Below are 23413 nucleotides of genomic sequence, written 5' to 3'. Positions count from 1 at the left end.
ATGCTTAATAGACTATTCTATTTTTAGATCCTTCACAATGGCATTGATCTTATCTTCAGCTTTAGCATCGGCAGAATAATATTCGTCTTTGCTGTTCATTTCGCCCCTTACTTCAAAATAGAACTTAATTTTAGGCTCTGTTCCCGAAGGGCGTACACTTACTTTAGAACCATCTTCGGTAAAGAATTGAAGCACATTTGAAGTTGTTGGCAAATCAATGTCAGCATCCGTATTGTCAATCTTGTTATACGCTTTTAAAACGGCATAATCCTTAACAATAGAAACCTTTGACCCGGCTAATTCTGCTGGCGGATTTTCTCTCATATCCTTCATGATTTGCTGAATCTCTTCGGCACCTGTTTTCCCTTTGCGAACAATGTATATCATTTTTTCTTTAGAGTAACCAAACTCAAGGTAGATATCCTGAAGAAGTTCAAATAATGTTACCCCGTTATCTTTGGCCCAGGCAGCAATTTCAGCAAACATGGCACATGATGCAACAGCATCTTTGTCCCTTACGTAATCGCCAGGTAAGAAACCGTAACTTTCTTCTCCTCCGCAAATGTATTTCTTTTCTCCTTCGTAACTCTTGATTTTGTCTGCAATCCATTTGAATCCTGTATATACATCAAAGAATTCAATTTCGTTTTTAATTGCAATTTCTTTCAATAATTCTGTAGTAACAATTGTTTTTACGATGAATTCTTTACCGGTCAAAAGTCCGTTTTCTTTCCATCTTTTAACCATGTACCAGGTAAGAAGAAGTGCAGTCTGGTTTCCGTTTAGAAGAATGAACTCTCCTTTTTCGTTTTTACATGCTATTCCTAAACGGTCAGCATCCGGATCGGAAGCCATAACCAGGTCGGCATCAATTTGTGTTGCTTTATCTACTGCCATTTTCAGTGCTGCAGGTTCTTCCGGGTTTGGAGAAATCACTGTTGGAAAATCTCCGCTAACAACATCTTGTTCCGGGATGTTGATGATATTGGTGAACCCGTATGATTTTAAAGCTGCAGGAATAAGCTTAACGCCGGTTCCATGAATAGGGGTGTATACAATTTTTAAATCCTTGTTTCTTTCAATGGCCCCGGTGTCAAGTGAAATAGATTTTACCTTTGCCAGGTATTTATTATCCATTTCTTCTCCCAATACTTCAATTAAATCATCATTACCATCAAATTTAATTTCATCTACAGAAGATATCTTTTGAACTTCATCAATAACATTGGTGTCGTGAGGAGCAATCATTTGGCCTCCGTCATTCCAATATGCTTTGTAGCCATTGTATTCTTTTGGGTTGTGCGACGCAGTAATGATAATCCCACTTTGACATCCTAATTCCCTGATAACAAAGGATACTTCAGGCGTAGGCCTCAGGTCGTCAAAAAGAAGTGCTTTGATGCCGTTTGCCGAAAGGATTTTTGCTGATATTTCTGCAAATTCTTTGCTGTTGTTTCTGCAGTCGTGACCAATACATACCTTAATCTCGTCCAGCTCAGAAAACTGCTGGTTCAGGTAATTTGCCAATCCTTGTGTAGCGGCACCTACCGTATAGATATTCATGCGGTTTGAACCAGGTCCCATGATACCTCTTAAACCACCTGTTCCAAATTCAAGATCTTTATAAAAGGCATCAATAAGGTCAGTTTTATCTTCTTTGTTTAATAACTCAGAAACTTGTTTTTTTGTTTCTTCGTCATAATTTCCCGATAGCCACTGGTTTGCTTTTTTAGTGACCAATGTCAATACATCTTGGTTTTCCATGTTTATTTGTTGTTATAAGTTTCTAGTTTTTAACTGCCAGCTTACGAAGGCAGTTTTCAAGACTAATTCTCCAATATGGAACATTTAACTTATAGGTAGTTTTTATTTTAGTTTTATTCAGAACGCTATAGTATGGTCGGGGTGCAGCTGTAGGATATTCCTTTGATTCAATTGGCATTACTCTACATTCAATACCCATCATTTGATGAATATTGATAGTAAAATCGTACCAACTACAAACACCCTCGTTACTATAGTGGTATATTCCGGCCACAAATTTAACAGAATTATTTTCGATTTTAGAAATAATATCTAAAATTGATTCAGCTAAATCAACAGCGTATGTAGGTGAGCCGATTTGGTCTGCTACAACCCTTAACTCATCCCGCTCATTTCCTAGCTTGATCATGGTTTTTACAAAATTGTTCCCAAATTCAGAATACAGCCAAGCTGTTCTGATAATAATGGAATCGGGTTGCTCTTCCATTAAATATTTTTCGCCAAGTAATTTTGTTTGTCCGTAAAATGAAGCGGGAACCGCATAATCAGATTCATTGTATGGTTTGTGGGAGTTACCGTCAAAAACATAATCTGTTGAGATGTGGATTACCTTAATTCCATGCTCCTTTGCGGCTTTTCCAATGTTCTTAACCGCAGTGGCATTTAATCTGGTACTTGCCGTTTGATCAGTTTCAGCCTTGTCAACCGCGGTATAGGCCGCACAGTTTATTATGTATTTTATGTCTGTATTTGTGAGATATTCTGTAATGTTTTCAATATTACATATGTCAAGCTCCTCTACATCGGTAAATATTGCTTCGATGTTTTCATATTGGGATGTGATTGATTGAAAGCTTTGTCCTAGTTGACCTTTGCCTCCTGTGACTAGAATTTTTGTCATATTTCTTTAATTAGAAATTGTATTCTGCGTTATTAAATGTTGGATGTTTTTTGTCCTTTTCGGAAATGATGGCTTTGTCTGCCGGTATTTTCCAGTCTATGCCTAGCTGCGGATCGTTGAATAGAATCCCTTTTTCATATTCCTTGTTATACAAATTGTCGCACTTATATGAAAAAAGGACTTCTTCAGAAATTACAGAAAACCCATGGGCAAATCCTTGTGGGATTAATAATTGGAGACCATTTTCTTCAGAAAGCTCAATGCTAAAGCTTTTTCCAAAGGTTTGAGAGTTTTTTCTTAAGTCAACAACCACATCAATAATACAACCTTTAATAACATGGACTAATTTGGCCTGTGCATAAGGTGCCAGTTGGTAATGCAAGCCCCTGATTACACCATATTGGGAACTGGATAAATTATCCTGAACAAAATGATTTGTAATGCCCAATTGGTTGTACTTGTTTTCGTTATAAGACTCCAGGAAGAATCCCCTTGAATCTTTGAACTTAGTAGGTTTTATTATTAATAGGTCTTGAAATCCTGTTTGTTTTATCTCCATTATAAATTAAAAGCGTTTTGTTTAATTAAAAAAAGATGGTGGCATGCTTACTTTGCTATTCTTTTTAAATAAGCCCCATATTGGTTTTTTTCAAGCGGTTTAGCAAGTTCCAGTAATTGTTCTTTTGTAATATACCCTCTATTGTAGGCAATCTCTTCTAAACAGGCAACCATAAGGCCTTGTCTGTTTTCAATAGTGGCAATAAAATTGGATGCCTGTAACATGCTGTCGTGAGTTCCTGTATCAAGCCATGCCATTCCCCGTCCCATTAAATTTACTTTTAAATTGCCTTCTTCAAGGTATAGTTTGTTCAAGTCGGTTATTTCTAATTCGCCTCTGGCTGAGGGTTTTAGTTTTTTTGCCTTTTCAACTACCGAGTTGTTATAAAAATACAATCCGGTTATGGCATAATTGGATTTTGGGTTTTGCGGTTTTTCTTCAAGGCTCACAACGTTATTGTTTGAGTCGAATTCTGCAACCCCATATCTCTGAGGATCTGTAACGTAGTATCCAAATACTGTTGCCCCGGTATTACTATTTACTGTGTTTACCAGTTTGTGGGGAAGTTCAAAACCATAAAAAATATTATCTCCAAGGATCAGGCACACATTGTCATCTCCAATAAATTCCTCACCGATAATAAAGGCCTGGGCCAAACCATCCGGGCTGGGTTGTTCTGTGTAGGATAAGGATAATCCTAACTGTTTACCGTCGCCAAATAAATTTTTATATAGAGGCAGGTCGTTGGGGGTTGAAATTATTAGTATTTCCCTGATCCCTGCAAGCATTAAAACAGACAAGGGATAATAAATCATAGGTTTGTTATAAACCGGAATGATTTGTTTTGAGATGCTTTGTGTTATGGGATAAAGCCTTGTGCCAGATCCTCCTGCTAAAATAATGCCTTTGTAGTTTGCCATATTTCTATGATTTAGATTATGATACCTGCATTTTAAGCAGGTTGTCAAAATATTCTATAGTCTTGGTCAACCCTTCGCGCAATTGAACTTTAGGTTCCCAATTGTTTAGTTCTTTTTGTGCCAACGAAATATCCGGCTGACGCTGTGTTGGATCATCAGATGGCAATGGGAGGTATGTCAGTTTTGATTTTGAATTAGTGAGGTCAATGACTTGTTCGGCCAGTTCCAGCATGGTAAATTCATTTGGGTTACCAATGTTTACCGGGCCTAAAAAGTCACTCCTGGAATTCATCATCCTAATCATTCCCTCAATCAAGTCATCAACGTACTGAAAGCTTCTCGTCTGTTGCCCGTCACCAAATATGGTTATATTTTCGCCTTTTAAGGCCTGTACTATAAAATTAGAAACAACCCGGCCGTCGTTAGGATTCATACGCGGGCCATAAGTGTTGAATATCCTTATAACTTTGATGGCTACATCATTTTGATAATGATAACTGAAAAACAGACTCTCTGCACATCTTTTGCCTTCATCGTAACAAGAGCGAATACCTATAGGGTTAACATTCCCCCAGTAGCTTTCTGTTTGAGGGTGCACTTCCGGATCACCATAAACTTCTGAGGTAGAGGTCTGCAGTATTTTGGCTTTGATGCGCTTTGCCAAGCCCAACATATTGATAGCTCCCATTACCGAAGTTTTAATTGTTTTAATGGAGTTGTGCTGGTAATGGACCGGTGAAGCAGGACATGCCAGATTGTATATCTCATCGACTTCAATAAAATACGGATGGGTAACATCGTGCCGGATAAGTTCAAAAAACGGGTTGTTCAATAAGTGAACCACGTTGGCTTTGCTTCCGGTAAAATAATTATCCAGACAAATAACTTCATTTCCTTCGTTTAATAACCTTTCACAAAGATGAGATCCAATAAAGCCGGCTCCCCCGGTGACTAAAATTCTTTTCATTAAATCAATATGTTTTCCTAACTGATTGAGATAACAATATAACAGAAAAGTCATTTGATACAAAATCAAATGACTTTTGAATTATTTTTCAAAGCTAAAACACTACGGTTTAAAAGGTTTTCTGCCAATGCTGTAATATGTAAAGCCGTTTTCAACTATTTCTTCCGGGTCGTAAATGTTTCTGCCGTCAAAAATCACTTTGTTTTTAAGCAGCTTCTCCAAAACTTTAAAATTCGGAATTCGGAATTCAGGCCATTCAGTAATTACAATAAGGGCATCAGCATCAATCAAAACTTCGTAAGGATCTTTGCCATACTCCACTTTGTCTCCCAAAATCCTTTCTGCTTCTTCCATGGCAACCGGGTCGTATGCTTTAACATTTGCCCCCATTTTAATCAGTTCATCAATTAAAACCAATGATGGAGCTTCACGCATATCGTCTGTTTTGGGTTTAAATGATAAGCCCCATAAAGCAAAAGTCATTTTGTCAAGGTTGTAGCCAAATTCTTCTTTTATTTTACTTACAAGAACATGTTTTTGGTCGTTGTTTACATCCTCAACAGCTTTTAGTACTCTTAAAGAGTAACCGTTGTCGTTTGCGGTTTTGATAACTGCTTTTACATCTTTAGGAAAGCAAGATCCACCATAACCTGCACCGGCATAAATAAATTTGTTTCCGATCCTGGCGTCCGAGCCAATCCCTTTTCTTACTGAAGTAATATCTGCTCCAACAATTTCGCAAAGGTTTGCCATGTCATTCATGAAGCTTATTTTTGTAGCCAGCATAGAATTGGCAGCATATTTTGTCATCTCAGAAGATGGGATATCCATAAATATAATTGGGTGGCCATTTAGCAAAAAAGGCTTGTATAGCCTTTGCATCATTTTTTCGGCTTTTTCTGATTCTGTTCCCACAACAATCCTGTCGGGTTTTAAAAAATCTTCAATGGCATTACCTTCTTTTAGGAATTCAGGATTTGAGGCCACATCAAAATCAACCTCCACACCTCTTTTTTCTAATTCATCGGTGATGGCAGCTTTTACTTTTTGGGCAGTTCCGATGGGTACCGTACTTTTAGTAACAACAACCATATAATGATTCATGTTTTTTCCAATCTGACGGGCAACCTCCAGTACGTATTTCAAGTCGGCGCTTCCATCTTCGTCAGGAGGAGTTCCCACTGCAATAAAAATTACGTCAGTATTCTCCAGGGATTCCTTTATGCTGGTGGTGAATGACAATCTTCCTTTTTCGCTATTGTTATGAACCATTGTTTCCAAGCCAGGTTCATAGATAGGAATTATTCCGTTTTTCAGGTTTTCAATCTTTTTCTCATCTATATCTACACAAGTTACATTAATACCAACATCGGCAAAGCACGTTCCAGATACCAGCCCGACATATCCGGTTCCAACAATAGAAATTTTCATTTGTTATAATATTTATTTTAAGGTAAAGTCTTTTGTAAATAAAAATATACTTGCCTCAAATGTATATAAATTTGTGTAGTTATACCCAAAATGCTTATACATTGTATAGGATAAAATTGGATTTTTTGATGAAGGATATTATTAATGTATTGGGATTCATAATGGTATTGGATTATAAAAAATGATATAATTCGGTTTTGAAACTTGTTGGAGCCTGCAAAAAAAAACCATTAAGAAACACATTTTACACAAAAGGTAGTTTTTAAAATATTTAATTCCCTGCTAATTAAAGAGAAAATATCTTGCTGTTTATTAATGATTTTTAGTGAAAAGTTTGTACTTTTGCAGCTGATTTTCAAAAATATAATGTCTAACAACTAGTAATTAATTGATTTACAATGAGTGAAGTAAATGAAAATGCTCAGGAAGTTAATGAAACTCCTGAAGTAAAAAATGAAGCAGTAAACGTAACTGCAAACACTTCTGATGCAAACTTTGACTGGGATGAGTTTGAGCAGGGAGATGTATTTGGAAAGTCAGGATCAAAAGAAGATCTTGAAAAAATGTATGACAAAACACTTTCTACTATTTCTGAAAAAGAAGTAATTGAAGGTGAAGTTATCGCATTAAGCAAAAGAGAAGTTGTAATCAACATCGGTTTTAAATCTGATGGTATTATCTCTAGAAATGAGTTCCGTTACAACCCTGAATTAGCAGTTGGTGATAAAGTTGAGGTTTATGTAGAAAGCCAGGAAGACAAAAAAGGTCAATTGGTACTTTCTCACAAAAAAGCCCGTGCTTTACGTTCTTGGGATAGAGTTAATGCTGCATTAGAAAACGACGAGGTAATCAAAGGATATATCAAGTGTCGTACTAAAGGAGGTATGATTGTAGATGTATTCGGAATTGAGGCCTTCCTTCCAGGTTCACAAATTGATGTGAAACCTATTCGTGACTACGATATGTATGTTGGTAAAACAATGGAATTCAAAGTGGTTAAAATTAACCCAGAGTTCAAAAACGTTGTTGTATCGCACAAAGCTCTTATTGAAGCTGAGCTTGAACAGCAGAAGAAAGATATTATTTCTAAGCTTGAAAAAGGACAGGTTCTTGAAGGAACTGTTAAAAACATTACATCATACGGGGTGTTTATCGACCTTGGTGGAGTGGACGGACTTATCCACATCACAGACTTATCTTGGGGTCGCGTAACTCATCCAGAAGAGATTGTTCAGTTGGATCAAAAATTGAATGTTGTAATTCTTGATTTCGACGATGAGAAAAAACGTATTGCTTTAGGTTTAAAACAATTAACATCTCACCCTTGGGATTCGTTAGATGCAGAGCTTAAAGTAGGTGATAAAGTAAAAGGTAAAGTAGTTGTAATGGCTGATTACGGTGCGTTTGTTGAAATCGCTCCAGGAGTAGAGGGATTGATCCACGTATCAGAAATGTCATGGTCGCAACACTTGAGAAGTGCTCAGGACTTCTTAAAAGTTGGTGATGATGTTGAAGCAACTATTTTAACATTAGATCGCGATGAGCGTAAGATGTCTCTTGGTATTAAGCAGTTAAAAGCTGATCCATGGGAGAAAATTGAAGAAACTTATGCTGTAGGTTCTAAACATAAAGCTAAAGTTAGAAACTTTACAAACTTTGGTGTATTTGTTGAGATCGAAGAAGGAATTGATGGATTGATCCATATTTCTGATCTTTCCTGGACTAAGAAAATTAAGCATCCTGCAGAATTTACATCAATAGGTGAAGAAGTAGATGTTGTAGTTCTTGAAATCGACAAAGAAAACAGAAGATTAAGCCTTGGACACAAACAACTTGAAGAGAATCCATGGGATGTATTTGAAACAATGTTTACAGTTGATTCAGTACACGAAGGAACTATCATTGAGTTGATGGATAAAGGTGCTGTAATTGCTCTTCCATACGGAGTTGAAGGATTTGCTACTCCACGCCACTTGGTAAAAGAGGATGGATCGCAAGCTAAGGTTGATGAAAAGCTTGATTTTAAAGTAATTGAGTTTAATAAAGCATCTAAGCGTATTATCCTTTCTCACTCAAGAGTATTTGAGGATGTGAAAAAAGCTGCTGATGATTCAGAAAAGGCTGCACAAGTAAAATCAACAAAAAAAGGTGTGAAGAAGTTGAAAGATAACTTAGAAAAGACTACATTAGGTGATATTTCTAGCTTGCAAGCTCTAAAAGATCAAATGGAGAAAGACGAGAAGAAATAATTTATTAGCCTAAAGGAGTAGTATTCAATAAATTCTTTTAACAGATGGACTTTAAAATAGATAAATTAGACGGTTTCACTCTTATACAGATTTTAAAAGAAAAGTTAGATACGCACATTGCGCCATCATTAAAATCTGAACTTGTATTATTATCAGGTAATGGAGAAAGAAATATTCTTCTGGATCTTGGAAAATCAAGTTATTGTGATTCGTCTGGATTGAGTGCTATTCTTGTAGCCAATAGGTTGTGTAAAAATGCTGATGGGGCATTTGTTTTGTCAGGGCTTCAACCTGCGGTTGAAAGATTGATTTCAGTATCGCAGTTGGATTCTGTTTTAACAATTGCCTCAAACTTAGATGAAGGTATTGAACTAATGAGGAAAGCTATTGATAAGTAATGTCAAAATCATTTTCAGTAACCATCTTAGGGAGTAATTCAGCATTACCAACTTCCGAAAGATATCCAACCGCTCAGGTGCTCAATGTATCTGAGCGGTTTTTTTTAATAGATTGTGGAGAGGGAACCCAGGTTCAGTTAAGGCGTAACAGAATTAGGTTTTCAAAAATCAATCATATTTTTATCTCCCATTTGCATGGCGATCATTGTTTTGGTTTGATCGGTTTAATTTCTACATTGGGATTGTTGGGCAGGAAAAATGATCTGTATATTTATGCGCATCCCGACCTGGAAAAGATTATGTTGCCTCAATTGCAATATTTTTGTAAGGAACTCCCTTATAGAGTGGTGTTTAAGTCTTTTGATCATGCAAATAGTGAACTGATATATTCTGATAAGCACCTTGAAATCTATACAATTCCCCTTGTGCATCGCATTCCTACTGTAGGTTTTCTGTTTAAGGAAAAGGCAGGGGAGAAGAAGATTAAAAAGGAGTTTGTTTTTAAGTATCAACCATCCATAAAAGAGATTCTTTCCATAAAAAGAGGAGAGGATTATTATACAAAAGAAGGGGAATTAATTGCTAACAACGATATTACATTAGACCCTCCCAAAGTTATGTCATATGCTTTTTGTACGGATACCAGGCCGAGTAAAAAAATAATTGACCTTATAAAAGGAGTGGATTTATTATATCATGAAGCTACGTTTTTAAACGAAGATAAAAAGTTAGCTCACAAAACCTATCACTCAACTGCACAACAAGCTGCCGGGATTGCAAAAAAGGCCGAAGTCGGTAAGTTGTTGATAGGGCATTATTCAACCAGGTATAGGGATTTGAGTTTGTTTCTGGATGAAGCCAAATCTATATTCACAAACACCCAACTGTCAAAAGAAGGTGATGTGATAACAATATCTTAAAATCCGCAGAATTAAATTTTAATGCCTATATTTGCGCAAAAATTAAGTTATAAACCCATTAAGCCTCTGTTTAATGCAAGAAAAAATAATTATTCTTGATTTCGGGTCTCAATATACCCAGTTAATTGCCCGCAGGGTAAGAGAGTTAAATGTGTACTGTGAAATACATCCTTTTCATTCAGTGCCGGAGCTAGATAGTAGTGTAAAAGGTGTTATCCTTTCTGGTAGCCCATATAGTGTTAGGGACGAAGAAGCTCCTGTGCCGGATTTGTCAACAATTAAAGGAAAAATGCCATTGTTAGGTGTTTGTTATGGGGCACAGTTCCTTTCTCAGTATTTTGGAGGAGAAGTTAAGCCTTCAAATACACGAGAGTATGGAAGAGCTAACCTTGCTTTTATTAACAAGGATAATGATTTGATGACAGGTGTGCCTGATCAGTCTCAGGTATGGATGTCTCATGGTGATACAATTGTTAATTTGCCTGATAACTATTCAATTATCGCCAGTACTGAAGATGTAAGTGTAGCAGCGTATGAAGTTAAAGGTGAAAACACATGGGGGCTTCAGTTTCATCCTGAAGTTTATCATTCCACTGATGGAAAAACAATATTGTTCAATTTTATAGTGTCAATTTGTGGTTGTGCCCAGGATTGGACTCCGGATTCATTTGTTGATTCAACAGTAGCTTCTTTAAAAGAAAAGTTGGGTAATGATAAGGTTGTTTTAGGATTATCCGGAGGAGTAGACTCTACAGTTGCCGGGGTTCTTCTAAATAAAGCAATTGGCGAAAACCTGACATGTATTTTTGTAGATAATGGCTTGCTTAGAAAAAATGAATATCAAAATGTTTTGGACTCATATAAACATATGGGATTAAATGTTATTGGTGTTGATGCTAAGCAGGAGTTTTTAAGTGAATTGGCTGGTGTTTCAGATCCTGAAACTAAAAGAAAGATTATAGGACGTGTTTTTATCGAGATTTTTGATAAAGAGGCACATAAAATACAAAATGTGAAATGGCTGGCTCAGGGAACTATATATCCTGATGTTATTGAGTCTGTTTCTGTAAATGGGCCGTCAGCAACCATTAAGTCGCATCATAATGTAGGTGGATTACCTGAAAAAATGAACCTTAAGGTTGTAGAGCCATTAAATCTGTTGTTTAAGGATGAAGTCCGTAGGGTTGGAAAGGCTCTTTCTATTTCACCGGCTTTGTTAGGACGTCACCCATTCCCGGGTCCTGGATTAGCTATCAGGATTCTTGGTGATATTACAGAAGAAAAGATTAATATCCTGCAAGAAGTAGATCATATCTTTATTCAGGGATTAAAAGATAATGAATTATATGACGATGTATGGCAGGCCGGAGCTATGTTGTTGCCTGTACAATCAGTTGGAGTGATGGGCGATGAAAGGACTTATGAAAGGGTAGTTGCTTTAAGAGCCGTTTCATCAACCGATGGCATGACAGCAGACTGGGTTCATTTACCATATGAATTCTTAGCAAAGGTATCAAATGATATAATCAATAAAGTTAAAGGGGTAAACAGGGTGGTATACGATATCAGCTCTAAACCGCCTGCAACAATTGAATGGGAATAATAATGAGACCGGAAAAGAACTTTTCCGGTCTTTTTTTTGTTTTTTAAATAGCAAAAATTCAATAGTTTTTATCTTTGCTATTCAAACAAAATACAAGTACTTATGCGATTGAATATTTCATATAAAAAATATTTGTTTTTATACCTGTTGATTGTATCCTTTACAGGAGTAATCAGAGTTAATGCCCAGAATTTTAATCAGGATCTTCAAAAACTCCAGTTGGCTTATAAGCTGGTGTCTACCTTTTATGTAGATTCAGTAGATAATGAAAAGCTTGTTGAAGATGCAATTGTTGGGATGCTTAAAAACCTGGATCCACATTCAGAATACCTGTCTAAAGAAGAAGTGAAAAAATTGAATGAACCATTAGATGGTGGTTTTGAAGGAGTGGGCGTGCAGTTTAATATTATGGATGATACCCTAATGGTTGTATCCCCCATTTCAGGAGGTCCGTCTGAAAAAGTTGGAATTTTGGCCGGAGACAGGATCATTTTTATCGATGATGAGAATGTTGCCGGAATAGGATTGACAAATAGCGGGGTGAAAGATCGGTTAAAAGGAAAAAAGGGAACAAAGGTAAAGTTGAAGATTTTAAGAAAAGGTTATTCAAAACTACTTGATTTTACCGTTGAAAGAGATAAAATTCCAATTTATAGTGTTGAAGCAACCTATATGGCAACAAAGGATGTTGGCTATGTTAAAATAAACCAATTTAGTGCCACAACACACAAAGAATTTGAAACAGCCCTTAAGACTTTAAATAGCCAGGGGATGAAAAATTTGATATTGGATCTAAGAGGGAATCCTGGAGGGTATTTAAAAGCAGCCATTGATGTTGTAGATGAGTTCCTTGAAGAAGATAAAGTAATTGTTTATACCGAAGGCTTGACAAATCCAAGAAGGGAATACCGTTCATCAAATGGGGGATTGTTTAAGACAGGTAAAGTAGTTGTGCTTATTAATGAAGGTTCTGCATCAGCTAGTGAAATTGTATCCGGAGCTGTTCAGGATTGGGATCGAGGTATTATTTTGGGCAGGAGGAGTTTTGGAAAGGGCTTGGTACAGCGCCCACTGAACCTTCAGGATGGATCCATGATAAAACTTACTATAGCTAAATACTACACCCCATCTGGTCGATGTATACAGAAACCATATGATAAGGGAGCCGATGCCTATAGAAAAGAAATCTATACAAGAGATATCCTTCATAGTGAAGATTCTGTTGCAGCAGATTTGCCAACATATCAAACCAGGACTTCTAATAGGTTGGTGTATGGAGGAGGAGGTATAAAACCGGATATTTTTATAGCGGCAGATACTTCAGGTTATTCTGATTATTACAGGGATATAGTGGCATTGGGTGTATTAAACAGGTTTGTTTTGGCATATTTGGATGAATCAAGAGATATGTTATCAATAAAGTATGATTCGTACGACGAATTTTTAAAAAAATATGAAGTCGGAGAAAATATGATAAACCAGCTTGTTGAAGAAGCAAAGAAAGAAAAGATCACTTCAGATACAAAAGGTTTGGAAGTTTCCTTACATTTGTTAAAAACACAAATAAAAGCTTTGATAGCAAGAAATTTATGGGGGGTAAGTGAATATTTTCAAACTATTAATCCCATTTCAGAAGAATTTAATAAGGCAATAGAGGTTTTGTCCTCTGAAAAATCATATACTGGTTTATTGAACTAATATCATTAGATTATGACGCATTTTAAATATCCGGAAGTAATTCAGAGTACAATAAAAAAGCTTTCATCAGAAAGTTCGTATAAAGAGGTGTGCCATAAACACTTCTTTGATTATCCTATGCCATCAATGGCAATGGTGGCTGAAATAGTAGACCTTACCAGAGAAATTATCTTCCCTGGTTATTTTGGAGATTCACCTGTGCGGCCGGAGAGTATTAGTTATTATATTGGAGTTAACACTGAACGCTTGTTTGAAATATTGAACCGTCAGGTATTGGCTGGGTTGTGTTTTCAATGTAGCACATCCGATCCGGAAAAATTAAAGAAAAACAAGAGTTGTGCTTTTGATATAGCTCAAAAGTTTATATCTCAAATACCAGAATTGAGAAGGGTTTTGTCTACAGATGTGGAGGCTGGTTACCTGGGAGATCCCGCAGCAAAAAGCAGGGGGGAGGTAATTTTTTGTTATCCGGCTATAAGGGCAATATCCAGTTATAGAATAGCTCATGCACTGGTTAAGCTTGATGTTCCGATTATCCCAAGGATGATATCGGAGATGGCTCATTCTGAAACAGGTATAGATATTCATCCTAAAGCGCAAATTGACGAATATTTTACAATAGATCATGGGACAGGGGTTGTAGTTGGGGCTACTTCTATAATTGGTAAAAATGTAAAGTTATATCAAGGTGTTACTTTGGGAGCCAAGAGTTTTCCTTTGGATGGTGAAGGTAATCCGATAAAAGGAATCCCTCGACATCCCATAGTTGAAGATGATGTAGTAATATACTCTCAGGCAACGATTTTAGGAAGAATTACTGTTGGAAAAGGATCTGTGATAGGAGGAAATGTGTGGGTGACAAATGATGTGAAACCCGGATCAAAAATAGTTCAGTTTAAACCAAAGGATTCTACTTTTGTTGAAGGGGCGGGTATATAAAATAGTATATCAAATTCGATAATAATTCGAATAGATTGACCTTCTATGTAAAATTGATGGGATAATAAGTTTGTACAATAATCAAAATTTATATATTTGTGTCAAGCAATATTATAATTACAAATGGCATTTAGCATAACAGAGTGGTATAACGATAAATTAGAGGGCGAAGTTATTCTTAACTTTAATGGAAGTATTACCCCTGATCTTATTACGGAGGCTTTGGATACTATTGAAAATAGTCTGAACCTTAAGAACGAGAAAAATAAGATCAGGAAGAAAGTATACAACGTGTTTGTTGAATGTCTTCAGAATTTGTATCATCACGTAGATAAAGCACCGGTGGAATTGATTGATAATCAAGAAAATAATTTTGGTGTTATTATTTTAAGCAAAGATGGTTCATTCTATAGAATTTCTACAGGAAATTTTGTAGATAAGAGTAAAATCAACGTCATCAAAGACAGGATAGACCAGGTTAATTCATTGTCTGATAAAGAAATCAAAATGCTGTATTTAGACATTATGAGTAACGGTGAATTTTCTGATAAAGGTGGCGGAGGTTTGGGTATGCTTGATATTGTGAGGAAGACTGGAAATAAATTGGAGTACTATTTTTATAAGTACAACGACAGTCACATATTTTTTTCATTAGATGTATATATTAGTTAAAACCATATAGTTACCAATATGGAAACAATAGTTAGAGAAGGAACACCAAAAACTCCATATGTTAGATTGGATGGAGAAAAAGGAATTATTGAAATAAAAGGACGTTCAATACCTGAAAATTCGATAGAATTTTATAAGCCTCTTATTGATTGGCTGGAAGAGTATGGTAGTGGAGTTAGTTCAGATACAGCAGTGAATGTGCAGCTCGAGTATTTTAATACAAGTTCTTCTAAGTGTATTTTAGATATCTTTAAAAAATTAGAAAACATATTCAAAAAAGGGCAGAAGGTTGAAGTGAACTGGTATTATGAAGAAGATGATGAGGATATGTTTGAGGCAGGTGAAGATTACCAGTCAATCATTAATATTCCATTTAAGATGATAGAAATGGAAGAATAGCACTTAAAGGAAAGATTTTTTATTATGATGATATAAAGAGAGTAATGATTTATTATTACTCTCTTTTGTGTTTTATGTGGTTTAGTTTTTCCTCAATATAGTCAAGCGTGTTTTTGAGTAGACCATAATAAAGCAGAACAAATAATAAGATATTCATTACCCATAGTACAATTGTATTGGCCCAAATAGAATCTAATTTTATCTTACCAAAATTTTTGTAAGGACTAAGGAAGTGAGCAAACAAAAACTTGTTTGATGGATCTTTGAATATAGGATCTGTTTTTTGAATCATGTTGCCTTTATACTCAATAATTTTATTTGAGAAAATGTTATTGGTGTTTCTTACAAATCTTTCAAGTTCCAGGTTGTGGTAGTTTTTTTTGATAGAGTTAAACTCGTTTCTTTTTTCTTTACTATGAGTCAGGTCTTTGATTTTCTTATCTGAAATAAGATCCGTTTTATTGAAAACTTTGATGTAGGCATTTCTTTGGTTTTTAAAGGCAAATTTAATGTTGTTATACCTAATGGAATCAAAACTATTAACAGTAAGAGGTTTATCAATGCAGATGTTGTTTTTTATAATTCCCAGGCTGTTTTCTTTTTTAATCTCTTTATTTAATATCTCCAGGGTATATTTGAGTTTTGTGGTGTCGTTGTTTTGGTAATACTTTAAACAGTTGTCTAATTTGGCCGATAATGAAGGTATCAGATATTCTTTTTTATATTTAGCCTCACTCTTTATTTTGTCGTAAATATAAAATTCCTTTTCATATTTATTGTTCTTAAACTGATTAACAGCCAAAGCTTCAAATGCCCATCGGGCAGTAATTATTTCTCCATACCATGGAATTTTTTCAGGGTTCGAAATTTTTGGATTTAAATTGTCATAACTAATAAAAACACCAGATAAAATAATCTGAGGAATGATAAGGAACGGGATTAGAATATAAATATTTACTACCTCTTTAAAGCTATCTGAGATGATTAGTCCAAGTATATTTGCAAATGTAGCGCAGCTAAAAAGGATGATCCAGTACTCAAAAAACATCCCTTTAATTTCAATTATTGAATTGCCCAATAGTACAAAAAGGAATGTTTGTACAGCTGATATTACAGTGAGAATACAAGCTTTAGATAACAGATAGCTCAATCTGCTAAGGTTTAAGAATTCCTCTCTCTTCAGTATTTTTTTGTCCTTGATTATTTCCTCAGCACTTACTGTTAAGCCTACAAATAGTGCAATAATTACAGCCATTATTATATATATAACAACGTTGGGGTTGTTTTGATATACATAACCCTGGCTGTTGCTGGCATCTACATTGTAGAATTTTATTATTAAAGACAGGAGTAGCGCTAAAATCGGGGTTTCTAATAAATTAATTACTAAATACTGAGGGTTTGAAATCTTAGAAAGTACATCCCTTTTAATAAATACGCCAAGCTGTTTTAGTTTGTTAGGTACCCTGAAGTTGATATCAGGCAGTGGGGTGTTGGGTATGTTTCTTGATTTTTTAATCTTGTTATTTGTATTCAAAAAGCGTTGGTACCAATCCTGGGGATCTATTTTCCTGTTAGGGGTGAAAGTGCCATATTCATCAATAACATGGGAGGATACAATGTTTAATACCTGTTCGGGGTTTACATTTCCGCATGTATGACACTCACTGTCTTCTTTATTTGCCTGGTTTATATTTGACTTGAAATAAGTAATACTATCAACAGGATCTCCATTGTATATCAAATATCCTCCGGTGTCCAATACCAAAAGTTGGTTGAACATTTTAAAAATATCACTTGAAGGCTGGTGTATTACAACAAATACAAGTTTTCCTTTAAGGGCAAGTTCTTTCAATAAATCCAGGATATTTGCCGAATCTCTTGATGACAGACCAGAAGTAGGTTCGTCAAGGAATAAAATAGCAGGTTCACGAATTAACTCAAGAGCAATATTTAGTCGTTTTCTTTGTCCACCGCTAATTTTTTTATTTAAAGGTGAACCTACCTTCATGTCTTTGATGTCGTTTAACCCTAAGGAAGAAAGAATCCTAAGAACCCTTTTCTTTATGTTGAACTCACTATAGTCGCCAAAGCATAGTTTTGCATTGTAATACAGGTTTTGGTACACCGTGAGTTTTTCCATTAAAAGATCATCCTGAGAAACATATCCAATTAAGCCTTCTATTTCTCCTGGATTTTCATGTATGTCTACATTATTTATTTTAACTGTTCCTTGTTGGGGTTTGTGAATCCCACTTAAGATATTTGTCAGGGTGGATTTACCAGCTCCGCTGGCTCCCATGATTCCTACAAGCTTACCAGATTCGCTTTGGAAGCTCATTGGCTGGATTCCAATGGATTTGTTTTTAAATGAATAGCTTATGTTGTCAACATCGAAAGTAATCGGGTTGGATATGTTGTCGCTGGTAAAAGTGCCTGCTATGTCACTGTAATATATTGGTATGATCCGGGTGTTACGCAATGAAGACCCGGGGGTCAGTACGTGTATTCTTTGGGGGTTTAGAGGTTGTCCATTTACGCTTATGTCTTCATTGATTCCAATGCGCAAGAGATATAGATCTCCAGATTCTAAATGAAGAACCTGGATCTCGTCATTAAGGTTAACTCTTTGAATGTGTCTTGAGTTCCGAAAAGAAGTTGCGCTTTCTTTGTTTATGATGAGGAGGTTTTTATTATCTATTAGAGTATTTTGGTCTCCAATGATAAAATTCTCCATTAGTCTGTACTCTTCATCTTTGATATGAAAAGTTTGGGCAATAGTTGATACAAAATCTTTTTCGAAATGGCTGATTTCTACCCCTGCCTTTAAAAACTCAATAAGTTGGATTATGACAATGAGTTTTTGATAATGAACAAGTTCTTTGTTAATGGCATTGGATATTTTTAATGCCTTTACTGAATTTGCTGTAAGTGTGGAGCGCTCAATTTCTCTTTTCTGAAGTTTTTCAAGTTTTGAAACATGTTCCTGGTAGTGGGTTTCATATATATTTAAATATTCCTCGACCATTTGCTTGTTTAATTGCTGATCGAGGAAGTTTTTTACTATGTTTCGTCTTGACTTGCTGTCCTTATCAGGAAATGCTACTAAAGCAAAAAGTTGTATTAATGCTTTTAGAATTCCTTCACTCATATTTTAAGATTAATAATTTTTGTTTCCTAATTACCTTCTAGATTTTTAAAACCTATATATAGTAATGCCATTCCTGATGTTGTAATTTTTTTATCCAACCTGGCCTCAATGATACACTCTACAGAGCCATCAATCTTAAAATCCCATACATTTGATTTGTTGTGTTCATCATTTGAAAAAAGTAAGTTCCGGTTGGTATCGTATATTGAGAAAATAATTGGTTCGTTTTTGCCGGAACAGGCAACAACCCGATACATACTTCCGTTTAAAAATGTTGTATGAAACTCAGCAACCTCGTCGCCGGTTAGAAATGCCCTGAAAGGTTGCCCATTTGATATAAAAGGTGCCTGAATAAGGCCTTCGCATGTTTCGACTTTTTCTTCCTGGCTATTGGCTTGACCAGGCAGCATAATGCTACTTGCTAAGACCAATAGAAATGATAAAAATAGTCCCTTTTTCATATTTACTGTATTGTTTATGAGGTTAAAAAGTTGCCTGTAATTTTTATAGTGTTTTAATTTAATTATTATAATCATAAAAAGAGATTGTAATAATATCCCTAAAGTAAGGGAGTGATCAAGCAAACACAAATCTAAAATAGTTATTTTTCTTAAAACAATAATATAAAAAGCATGTTTCTCTTGTAAAATATCATTTTTTTCTATCCAAAATTTTACGAAAATCGAATTTTTAAAAATATAAATGTAAATAATTGAAGTATGAAAGTGTTCTTTTGGTGTTTTCTCTTAGGAGTGATGCATGTAACGGGAGGGAATGCCCAAAAAATGTTAGACCTTGAAGATGTGATTTCAGGGGGCAAAAATTTTCGGAATTATATACCAGAAAATAGACTATATGAATTTCTCCCAAAAACTGATTCTTTGTTGTTATATAAAACGGATGGGATATATTATGTTGATGATAAACTGGTAGAATCACCATTCATAAAAAAAGAAAAAATTAATAAGATTCTTGAAATAAATAACATCGATAGCATAAAGAGTTTGCGTAATGTGAAGTTGATAGACAGCAACTTACTGTGGATTAAAAATCCTGCAGAGGTTGTCGTTATGGATGTACGCCAAGAAAAAGTAACTGGTGTTATTAAGCTTCCCGGAGGTATAAAATTTTTAAGTTTCAATGAAATATCAAAAAAAGTAGTTTATTCAAAAGGGGGAGATTTGTACGTGTTGGGATTAAATGGTATGCCCCTGCTGATAGAAAAGGCAGATAAGCCAGGTATTGTCCTTGGGGAAACTGTTCATAGAAATGAGTTTGGCATTGACAAAGGTATTTTTTGGGCACCAAATGGAGAATCGGTTGCATTTTACAGGAAAGATGAATCAATGGTTTCTGATTATCCTTTAGTTGATGTGAGTGCAAGGGTGGCAGAGTTGGAAGAAATAAAATATCCTATGGCCGGAATGAAGAGCCACCATGTAACGGTCGGCGTCTTTAATATTGTTACTGGAGAAAGAGTATACTTAAAAACCGGAGAGCCTGATGACAAATATTTAACTAACCTTTCATGGACTCCGGATGCTAAATATATTGCAGTAGCAGAACTCAACAGGGCTCAGGATCATATGCAATATAAGCTGTATAATTCAGCATCTGGTGATTTGCAAAGGACATTGTTTGAGGAACGCAGCGCGACTTGGGTTGAACCAGAAAATCCAGCGGAGTTTCTTCCAGGAAGTAATTCAAAGTTTTTATGGCAAAGTGAAAGAAGCGGGTATAATCATCTGTATTTATATGATTTAAAGAAAGGGTTGTTGAGACAAATAACTGCAGGAAATTGGGTTGTTACAAAGCTGCTTGGTTTTGATAAAAAAGGGAGTTGTGCTTTTGTTGAAGCAACAAAGGAAGGTGTAATGGAGCGACATTTATATAATGTATCTCTGAAAACAGGTAAAATGCATAAAATATCAGAGGAGCCAGGAATGCACTCTTTTGTATTGAGCGAGAATGGAAACAAATTAGTAGATAACTTTTCTAGTTTAAAAGTGCCACGAATTATTAAGCTGCATAATTTAAATGAACAATCATCAGAAGAATTGTTTAAGGCTAAAAATCCTTTTGAAAATATTGATTATGGAGAAATAAAATTGGGTACACTTAAATCAGCAGATGGTATTACTGATTTAAATTATAGGCTGATTTTGCCACAGGGGTTTGATAAAAATAAGAAATATCCGGTAGTAGTATATGTTTATGGAGGTCCTCATGCTCAATTGGTGCAAAACTCGTGGATGGGGGCAGCCAGGTATTGGCAAATATATATGGCACAAAAAGGGTATATATGCTTTACTATGGATAACAGGGGTACTCCAAACCGAGGATGTGAATTTGAAAAAGTAATCCACCGCCACTTAGGTGAATGCGAGGCAGCTGATCAAATGGAGGGAGTCCGGTTTTTGAAGTCTTTGCCCTATGTTGACGAAAGTAGGATTGGTGTGCATGGATGGAGTTTTGGAGGTTTTATGACAATAAATTTGATGGAGAAGTATCCTGATATTTTTAAAGTAGGGGTTTCTGGGGGACCGGTAATTGATTGGAAATACTATGAAATAATGTATGGAGAGCGTTATATGGATCTTCCGCAAGAAAATTTGGAAGGGTATAATAACTCTAACCTGAATTTACGGGTTGGTAATTTAGAAGGGAGACTTTTGGTAATTCATGGGGCAATTGACCCTACTGTGGTTTGGCAGCATAGCCTTACCTTTATAGAACAGTGTATCAAAATGCGTAAGCAGGTTGATTATTTTGTTTATCCCAAACATGAACATAATGTTAGAGGTGTGGATAGAGTTCATTTAATGGAAAAAGTAACAAGGTATTTTGAAGATTTTTTGTAAAAGAATAAAGAGGCTGGTTACAAATCAGCCTTTTTTATTTGAAAATATTTGAATAAGGTTTCGTAAAATCAAAGTGGTTAAACTTTCCAACATCTTCACCAGATAACCTAAAACTATTGCTAACCCCATTGGGGGGTATCCTTGGGAAGTATGCAAATTGGAATTGTATAGTATTGAAAACCAGGTGGTCATTCCTCATTCTTACGCCTATTCCAAGTGAGTAGTACGGTTTTGAAGAAAACAGCACATCGTCCTGAGTGAGCCATCCGAAATCGAAAAAAGTGTACGGTACAATTTTAAAACCAAGAACTTCTTTTTTTGTAAACAGGACGTTTTCGCTATTGATTACACACTTTTGATTTCCTTTTAGCCTTTTGCTGTTGTATGACCGGATACCTTTTGAGGATTCTCTAAGATATAAATATTGCTCCTCTTGTAAGTGCATTCCCCTGGTGTAATCTATAGAAATAAAGTTTCGTAAATGATTGTTGCCAACTTTATTTAATGAAGAAATATACCGTGTACCCAACTTAAGTACAGTTGTTTCCGGGTGCCGTTTGTAAAAAAAAGAGTTAATATCTCCACTAAAGTATAAATACCCTTTGTTAGGTACAATGGCGGTACCTAATGATAGATGAGTGCCTAAGTATATTCTGTTTTTTTTCGGGTTGTTATTAAATCCAAATGAAACAGACGTGAGAAAGCCATAAGGAACATCCTCAGTTCGGCCATAATTGTATACAAGTCTGTTTTTGTAGTAATTTCGTTTGTTAAAAGCGAGGCTTCCAAAGAGGTAGTAATTGGGGAGATATGTGGGCATACTGCTGATAGAATCAGGCATGTGATAATATTGTTTTAGCATTACCTGTCCTAATATTCCAAAATTCGATCTGTTAAAATATCCCGGTGTGTTTACTAAAAATGATTTACCAATCCAATAATCCTGATAAAGGTAATCGTAATTATCCAGATAGGAACTGTTATTGGAAGTTTGGAATTTGTAGTTGCGCTTTATGTCTATCCCTCCTGCATATTTAATATCCGGAGTTAAAAATTCTTTACTCAGGCCAATTCTAAAATAATGACTTTCGAAAATATCACTAAAGTGGGTGAAAATTGACAGGTCAGATCCGAAAATATTACTCCAGTCAATGTTTTCCTGAAATCCAAAGTTTCGGTTGGAGGTTTTTTCAGTATCAAAAATATGTCGCATTTCAAAACCATAACCTAAAACATTTTTGCTGAAGATGCTAATGTTTGCCTTTTGGGTAGATATTGAAGTATTGAAACCATATGGATAGTTGTCCTGTGTTAAAATCAAAATGTCAACCAGAGAAGTGTCTGCATTTGCAGGTTCAATTAAAATCAAAGCATCAGAAATAAAATGAAACGACCTGAGAATTCGTTCGCTGTCTTTGATATCCTGGAGGTTTAGCAATTCGCCGTTTTTAAATGTTAATGCATTGTTTATAATGCTCTTTTTGGTTTGGAATCTTAATGAAGAAAGTTTTTTTTCTATTGTATTGGTTGAAAAGCCAACTGTGTCGAGAATATTTTTTGCAAATGGGGAAATTTGTTTGGTGTTGATCTTTCTAATGATTTTTTGATTGTATTTTTTGTTTTCTCTTTCAAAATGGAGTATCAGCTTGCTGGCATTTAGGTTTGAGTCTTTACTAACCACGAGCCACTCATACAATTTGCTGTATACAAAACTACTATCCTTGTTTTGTTTTAGCAGATTTTGAATAGAGGTTGGCTGTTGTTTTATGGTATCGTTTAATGTTTTTTGGGCATTGGTAAAATTTGAGTAGACAAATACAGATAAAACAAATAAAATAAGTTTTATAGTATAAGTTACGGATTTCAGCCTGTATTTGAATATTAATCTCAATGGTTGTATATATTGTTATTGGGTAATTAAATATAATAAGTAAATGATAAAAGGGATAAATATTAACAAAAATTATAGAGTTAATACGTC

At 35.3% G+C, this 23413-nt stretch carries 18 protein-coding genes; 9 read left to right on the top strand and 9 right to left on the bottom strand.

Annotated features, from left to right (window positions below):
* Positions 1-12: 12 nt before the first annotated feature.
* The 6 genes from OM074_RS11560 to OM074_RS11535 form a co-directional block, all read right to left on the bottom strand.
* Positions 13-1764, bottom strand: coding sequence for a phospho-sugar mutase (locus OM074_RS11560; RefSeq protein WP_301199636.1), 1752 nt, complete (start codon positions 1762-1764; stop codon positions 13-15).
* A 22-nt stretch (positions 1765-1786) separates the two neighbouring features.
* Complete coding sequence (gene rfbD, locus OM074_RS11555; protein ID WP_301199635.1) at positions 1787-2665, bottom strand: dTDP-4-dehydrorhamnose reductase; 879 nt, start codon at positions 2663-2665, stop codon at positions 1787-1789.
* A gap of 10 nt (positions 2666-2675) precedes the next feature.
* The gene (gene rfbC, locus OM074_RS11550; RefSeq protein WP_301199634.1) at positions 2676-3224 is read right to left on the bottom strand and encodes a dTDP-4-dehydrorhamnose 3,5-epimerase; all 549 of its coding nucleotides are present in this window, start codon (positions 3222-3224) and stop codon (positions 2676-2678) included.
* Positions 3225-3271: 47 nt separating this feature from the next.
* On the bottom strand, positions 3272-4144 hold the full coding sequence (gene rfbA, locus OM074_RS11545) for a glucose-1-phosphate thymidylyltransferase RfbA (RefSeq protein WP_301199633.1): 873 nt from the start codon (positions 4142-4144) through the stop codon (positions 3272-3274).
* A gap of 16 nt (positions 4145-4160) precedes the next feature.
* Positions 4161-5111 carry a UDP-glucuronic acid decarboxylase family protein gene (locus tag OM074_RS11540; RefSeq protein ID WP_301199632.1) on the bottom strand — a complete coding sequence of 317 codons (951 nt, stop codon included), beginning with the start codon at positions 5109-5111 and terminating at the stop codon, positions 4161-4163.
* A gap of 102 nt (positions 5112-5213) precedes the next feature.
* Positions 5214-6542, bottom strand: a complete 1329-nt coding sequence (locus OM074_RS11535) for a UDP-glucose dehydrogenase family protein (protein ID WP_301199631.1) — start codon at positions 6540-6542, stop codon at positions 5214-5216.
* A gap of 398 nt (positions 6543-6940) precedes the next feature.
* On the opposite strand from OM074_RS11535, the gene rpsA reads away from it, so the two are divergent.
* From rpsA to OM074_RS11495, 8 genes are all read left to right on the top strand, one after another.
* Positions 6941-8791, top strand: a complete 1851-nt coding sequence (gene rpsA / locus OM074_RS11530; protein ID WP_301199630.1) for a 30S ribosomal protein S1 — start codon at positions 6941-6943, stop codon at positions 8789-8791.
* A gap of 44 nt (positions 8792-8835) precedes the next feature.
* A complete protein-coding gene (locus tag OM074_RS11525; RefSeq protein ID WP_301199629.1) occupies positions 8836-9189 on the top strand; it encodes an STAS domain-containing protein in 354 nt (117 codons plus the stop codon).
* Positions 9189-10109, top strand: a complete 921-nt coding sequence (locus OM074_RS11520; RefSeq protein WP_301199628.1) for a ribonuclease Z — start codon at positions 9189-9191, stop codon at positions 10107-10109. Before OM074_RS11525 ends, OM074_RS11520 begins: the two co-directional genes overlap by 1 nt.
* Before the next feature lie 73 nt (positions 10110-10182).
* Positions 10183-11712, top strand: a complete 1530-nt coding sequence (gene guaA, locus OM074_RS11515) for a glutamine-hydrolyzing GMP synthase (protein WP_301199627.1) — start codon at positions 10183-10185, stop codon at positions 11710-11712.
* Between the two features lie 102 nt (positions 11713-11814).
* A complete protein-coding gene (locus OM074_RS11510) occupies positions 11815-13410 on the top strand; it encodes a S41 family peptidase (protein ID WP_301199626.1) in 1596 nt (531 codons plus the stop codon).
* Positions 13411-13422: 12 nt separating this feature from the next.
* Positions 13423-14349, top strand: a complete 927-nt coding sequence (gene epsC, locus OM074_RS11505) for a serine O-acetyltransferase EpsC (protein ID WP_301199625.1) — start codon at positions 13423-13425, stop codon at positions 14347-14349.
* A gap of 123 nt (positions 14350-14472) precedes the next feature.
* Positions 14473-15021, top strand: a complete 549-nt coding sequence (locus OM074_RS11500) for a SiaB family protein kinase (RefSeq protein ID WP_301199624.1) — start codon at positions 14473-14475, stop codon at positions 15019-15021.
* Between the two features lie 18 nt (positions 15022-15039).
* The gene (locus tag OM074_RS11495; protein WP_301199623.1) at positions 15040-15420 is read left to right on the top strand and encodes a DUF1987 domain-containing protein; all 381 of its coding nucleotides are present in this window, start codon (positions 15040-15042) and stop codon (positions 15418-15420) included.
* 55 nt (positions 15421-15475) lie between these two features.
* Here OM074_RS11495 and OM074_RS11490 read toward each other — a convergent pair whose 3' ends face one another.
* Entirely contained in the window at positions 15476-18571 is a 3096-nt protein-coding gene (locus OM074_RS11490) for an ATP-binding cassette domain-containing protein (RefSeq protein WP_301199622.1), read from the bottom strand.
* A 26-nt stretch (positions 18572-18597) separates the two neighbouring features.
* The gene (locus OM074_RS11485; RefSeq protein WP_301199621.1) at positions 18598-19107 is read right to left on the bottom strand and encodes a hypothetical protein; all 510 of its coding nucleotides are present in this window, start codon (positions 19105-19107) and stop codon (positions 18598-18600) included.
* A 183-nt stretch (positions 19108-19290) separates the two neighbouring features.
* On the opposite strand from OM074_RS11485, the gene OM074_RS11480 reads away from it, so the two are divergent.
* Positions 19291-21432, top strand: coding sequence for a S9 family peptidase (locus OM074_RS11480; RefSeq protein WP_301199620.1), 2142 nt, complete (start codon positions 19291-19293; stop codon positions 21430-21432).
* 34 nt (positions 21433-21466) lie between these two features.
* Here the strand turns inward: OM074_RS11480 and OM074_RS11475 are convergent, their stop codons facing one another.
* Positions 21467-23323, bottom strand: a complete 1857-nt coding sequence (locus OM074_RS11475; protein WP_301199619.1) for a hypothetical protein — start codon at positions 23321-23323, stop codon at positions 21467-21469.
* Positions 23324-23413 lie beyond the last annotated feature (90 nt).

The organism is Plebeiibacterium marinum, from assembly GCF_026013615.1.
In the GTDB taxonomy this organism is placed as follows: domain Bacteria; phylum Bacteroidota; class Bacteroidia; order Bacteroidales; family Marinilabiliaceae; genus Saccharicrinis; species Saccharicrinis marinus_A.
Note: the sequence above shows the minus strand (reverse complement) of the source record. Positions and strands in the feature narration are given on the sequence as shown.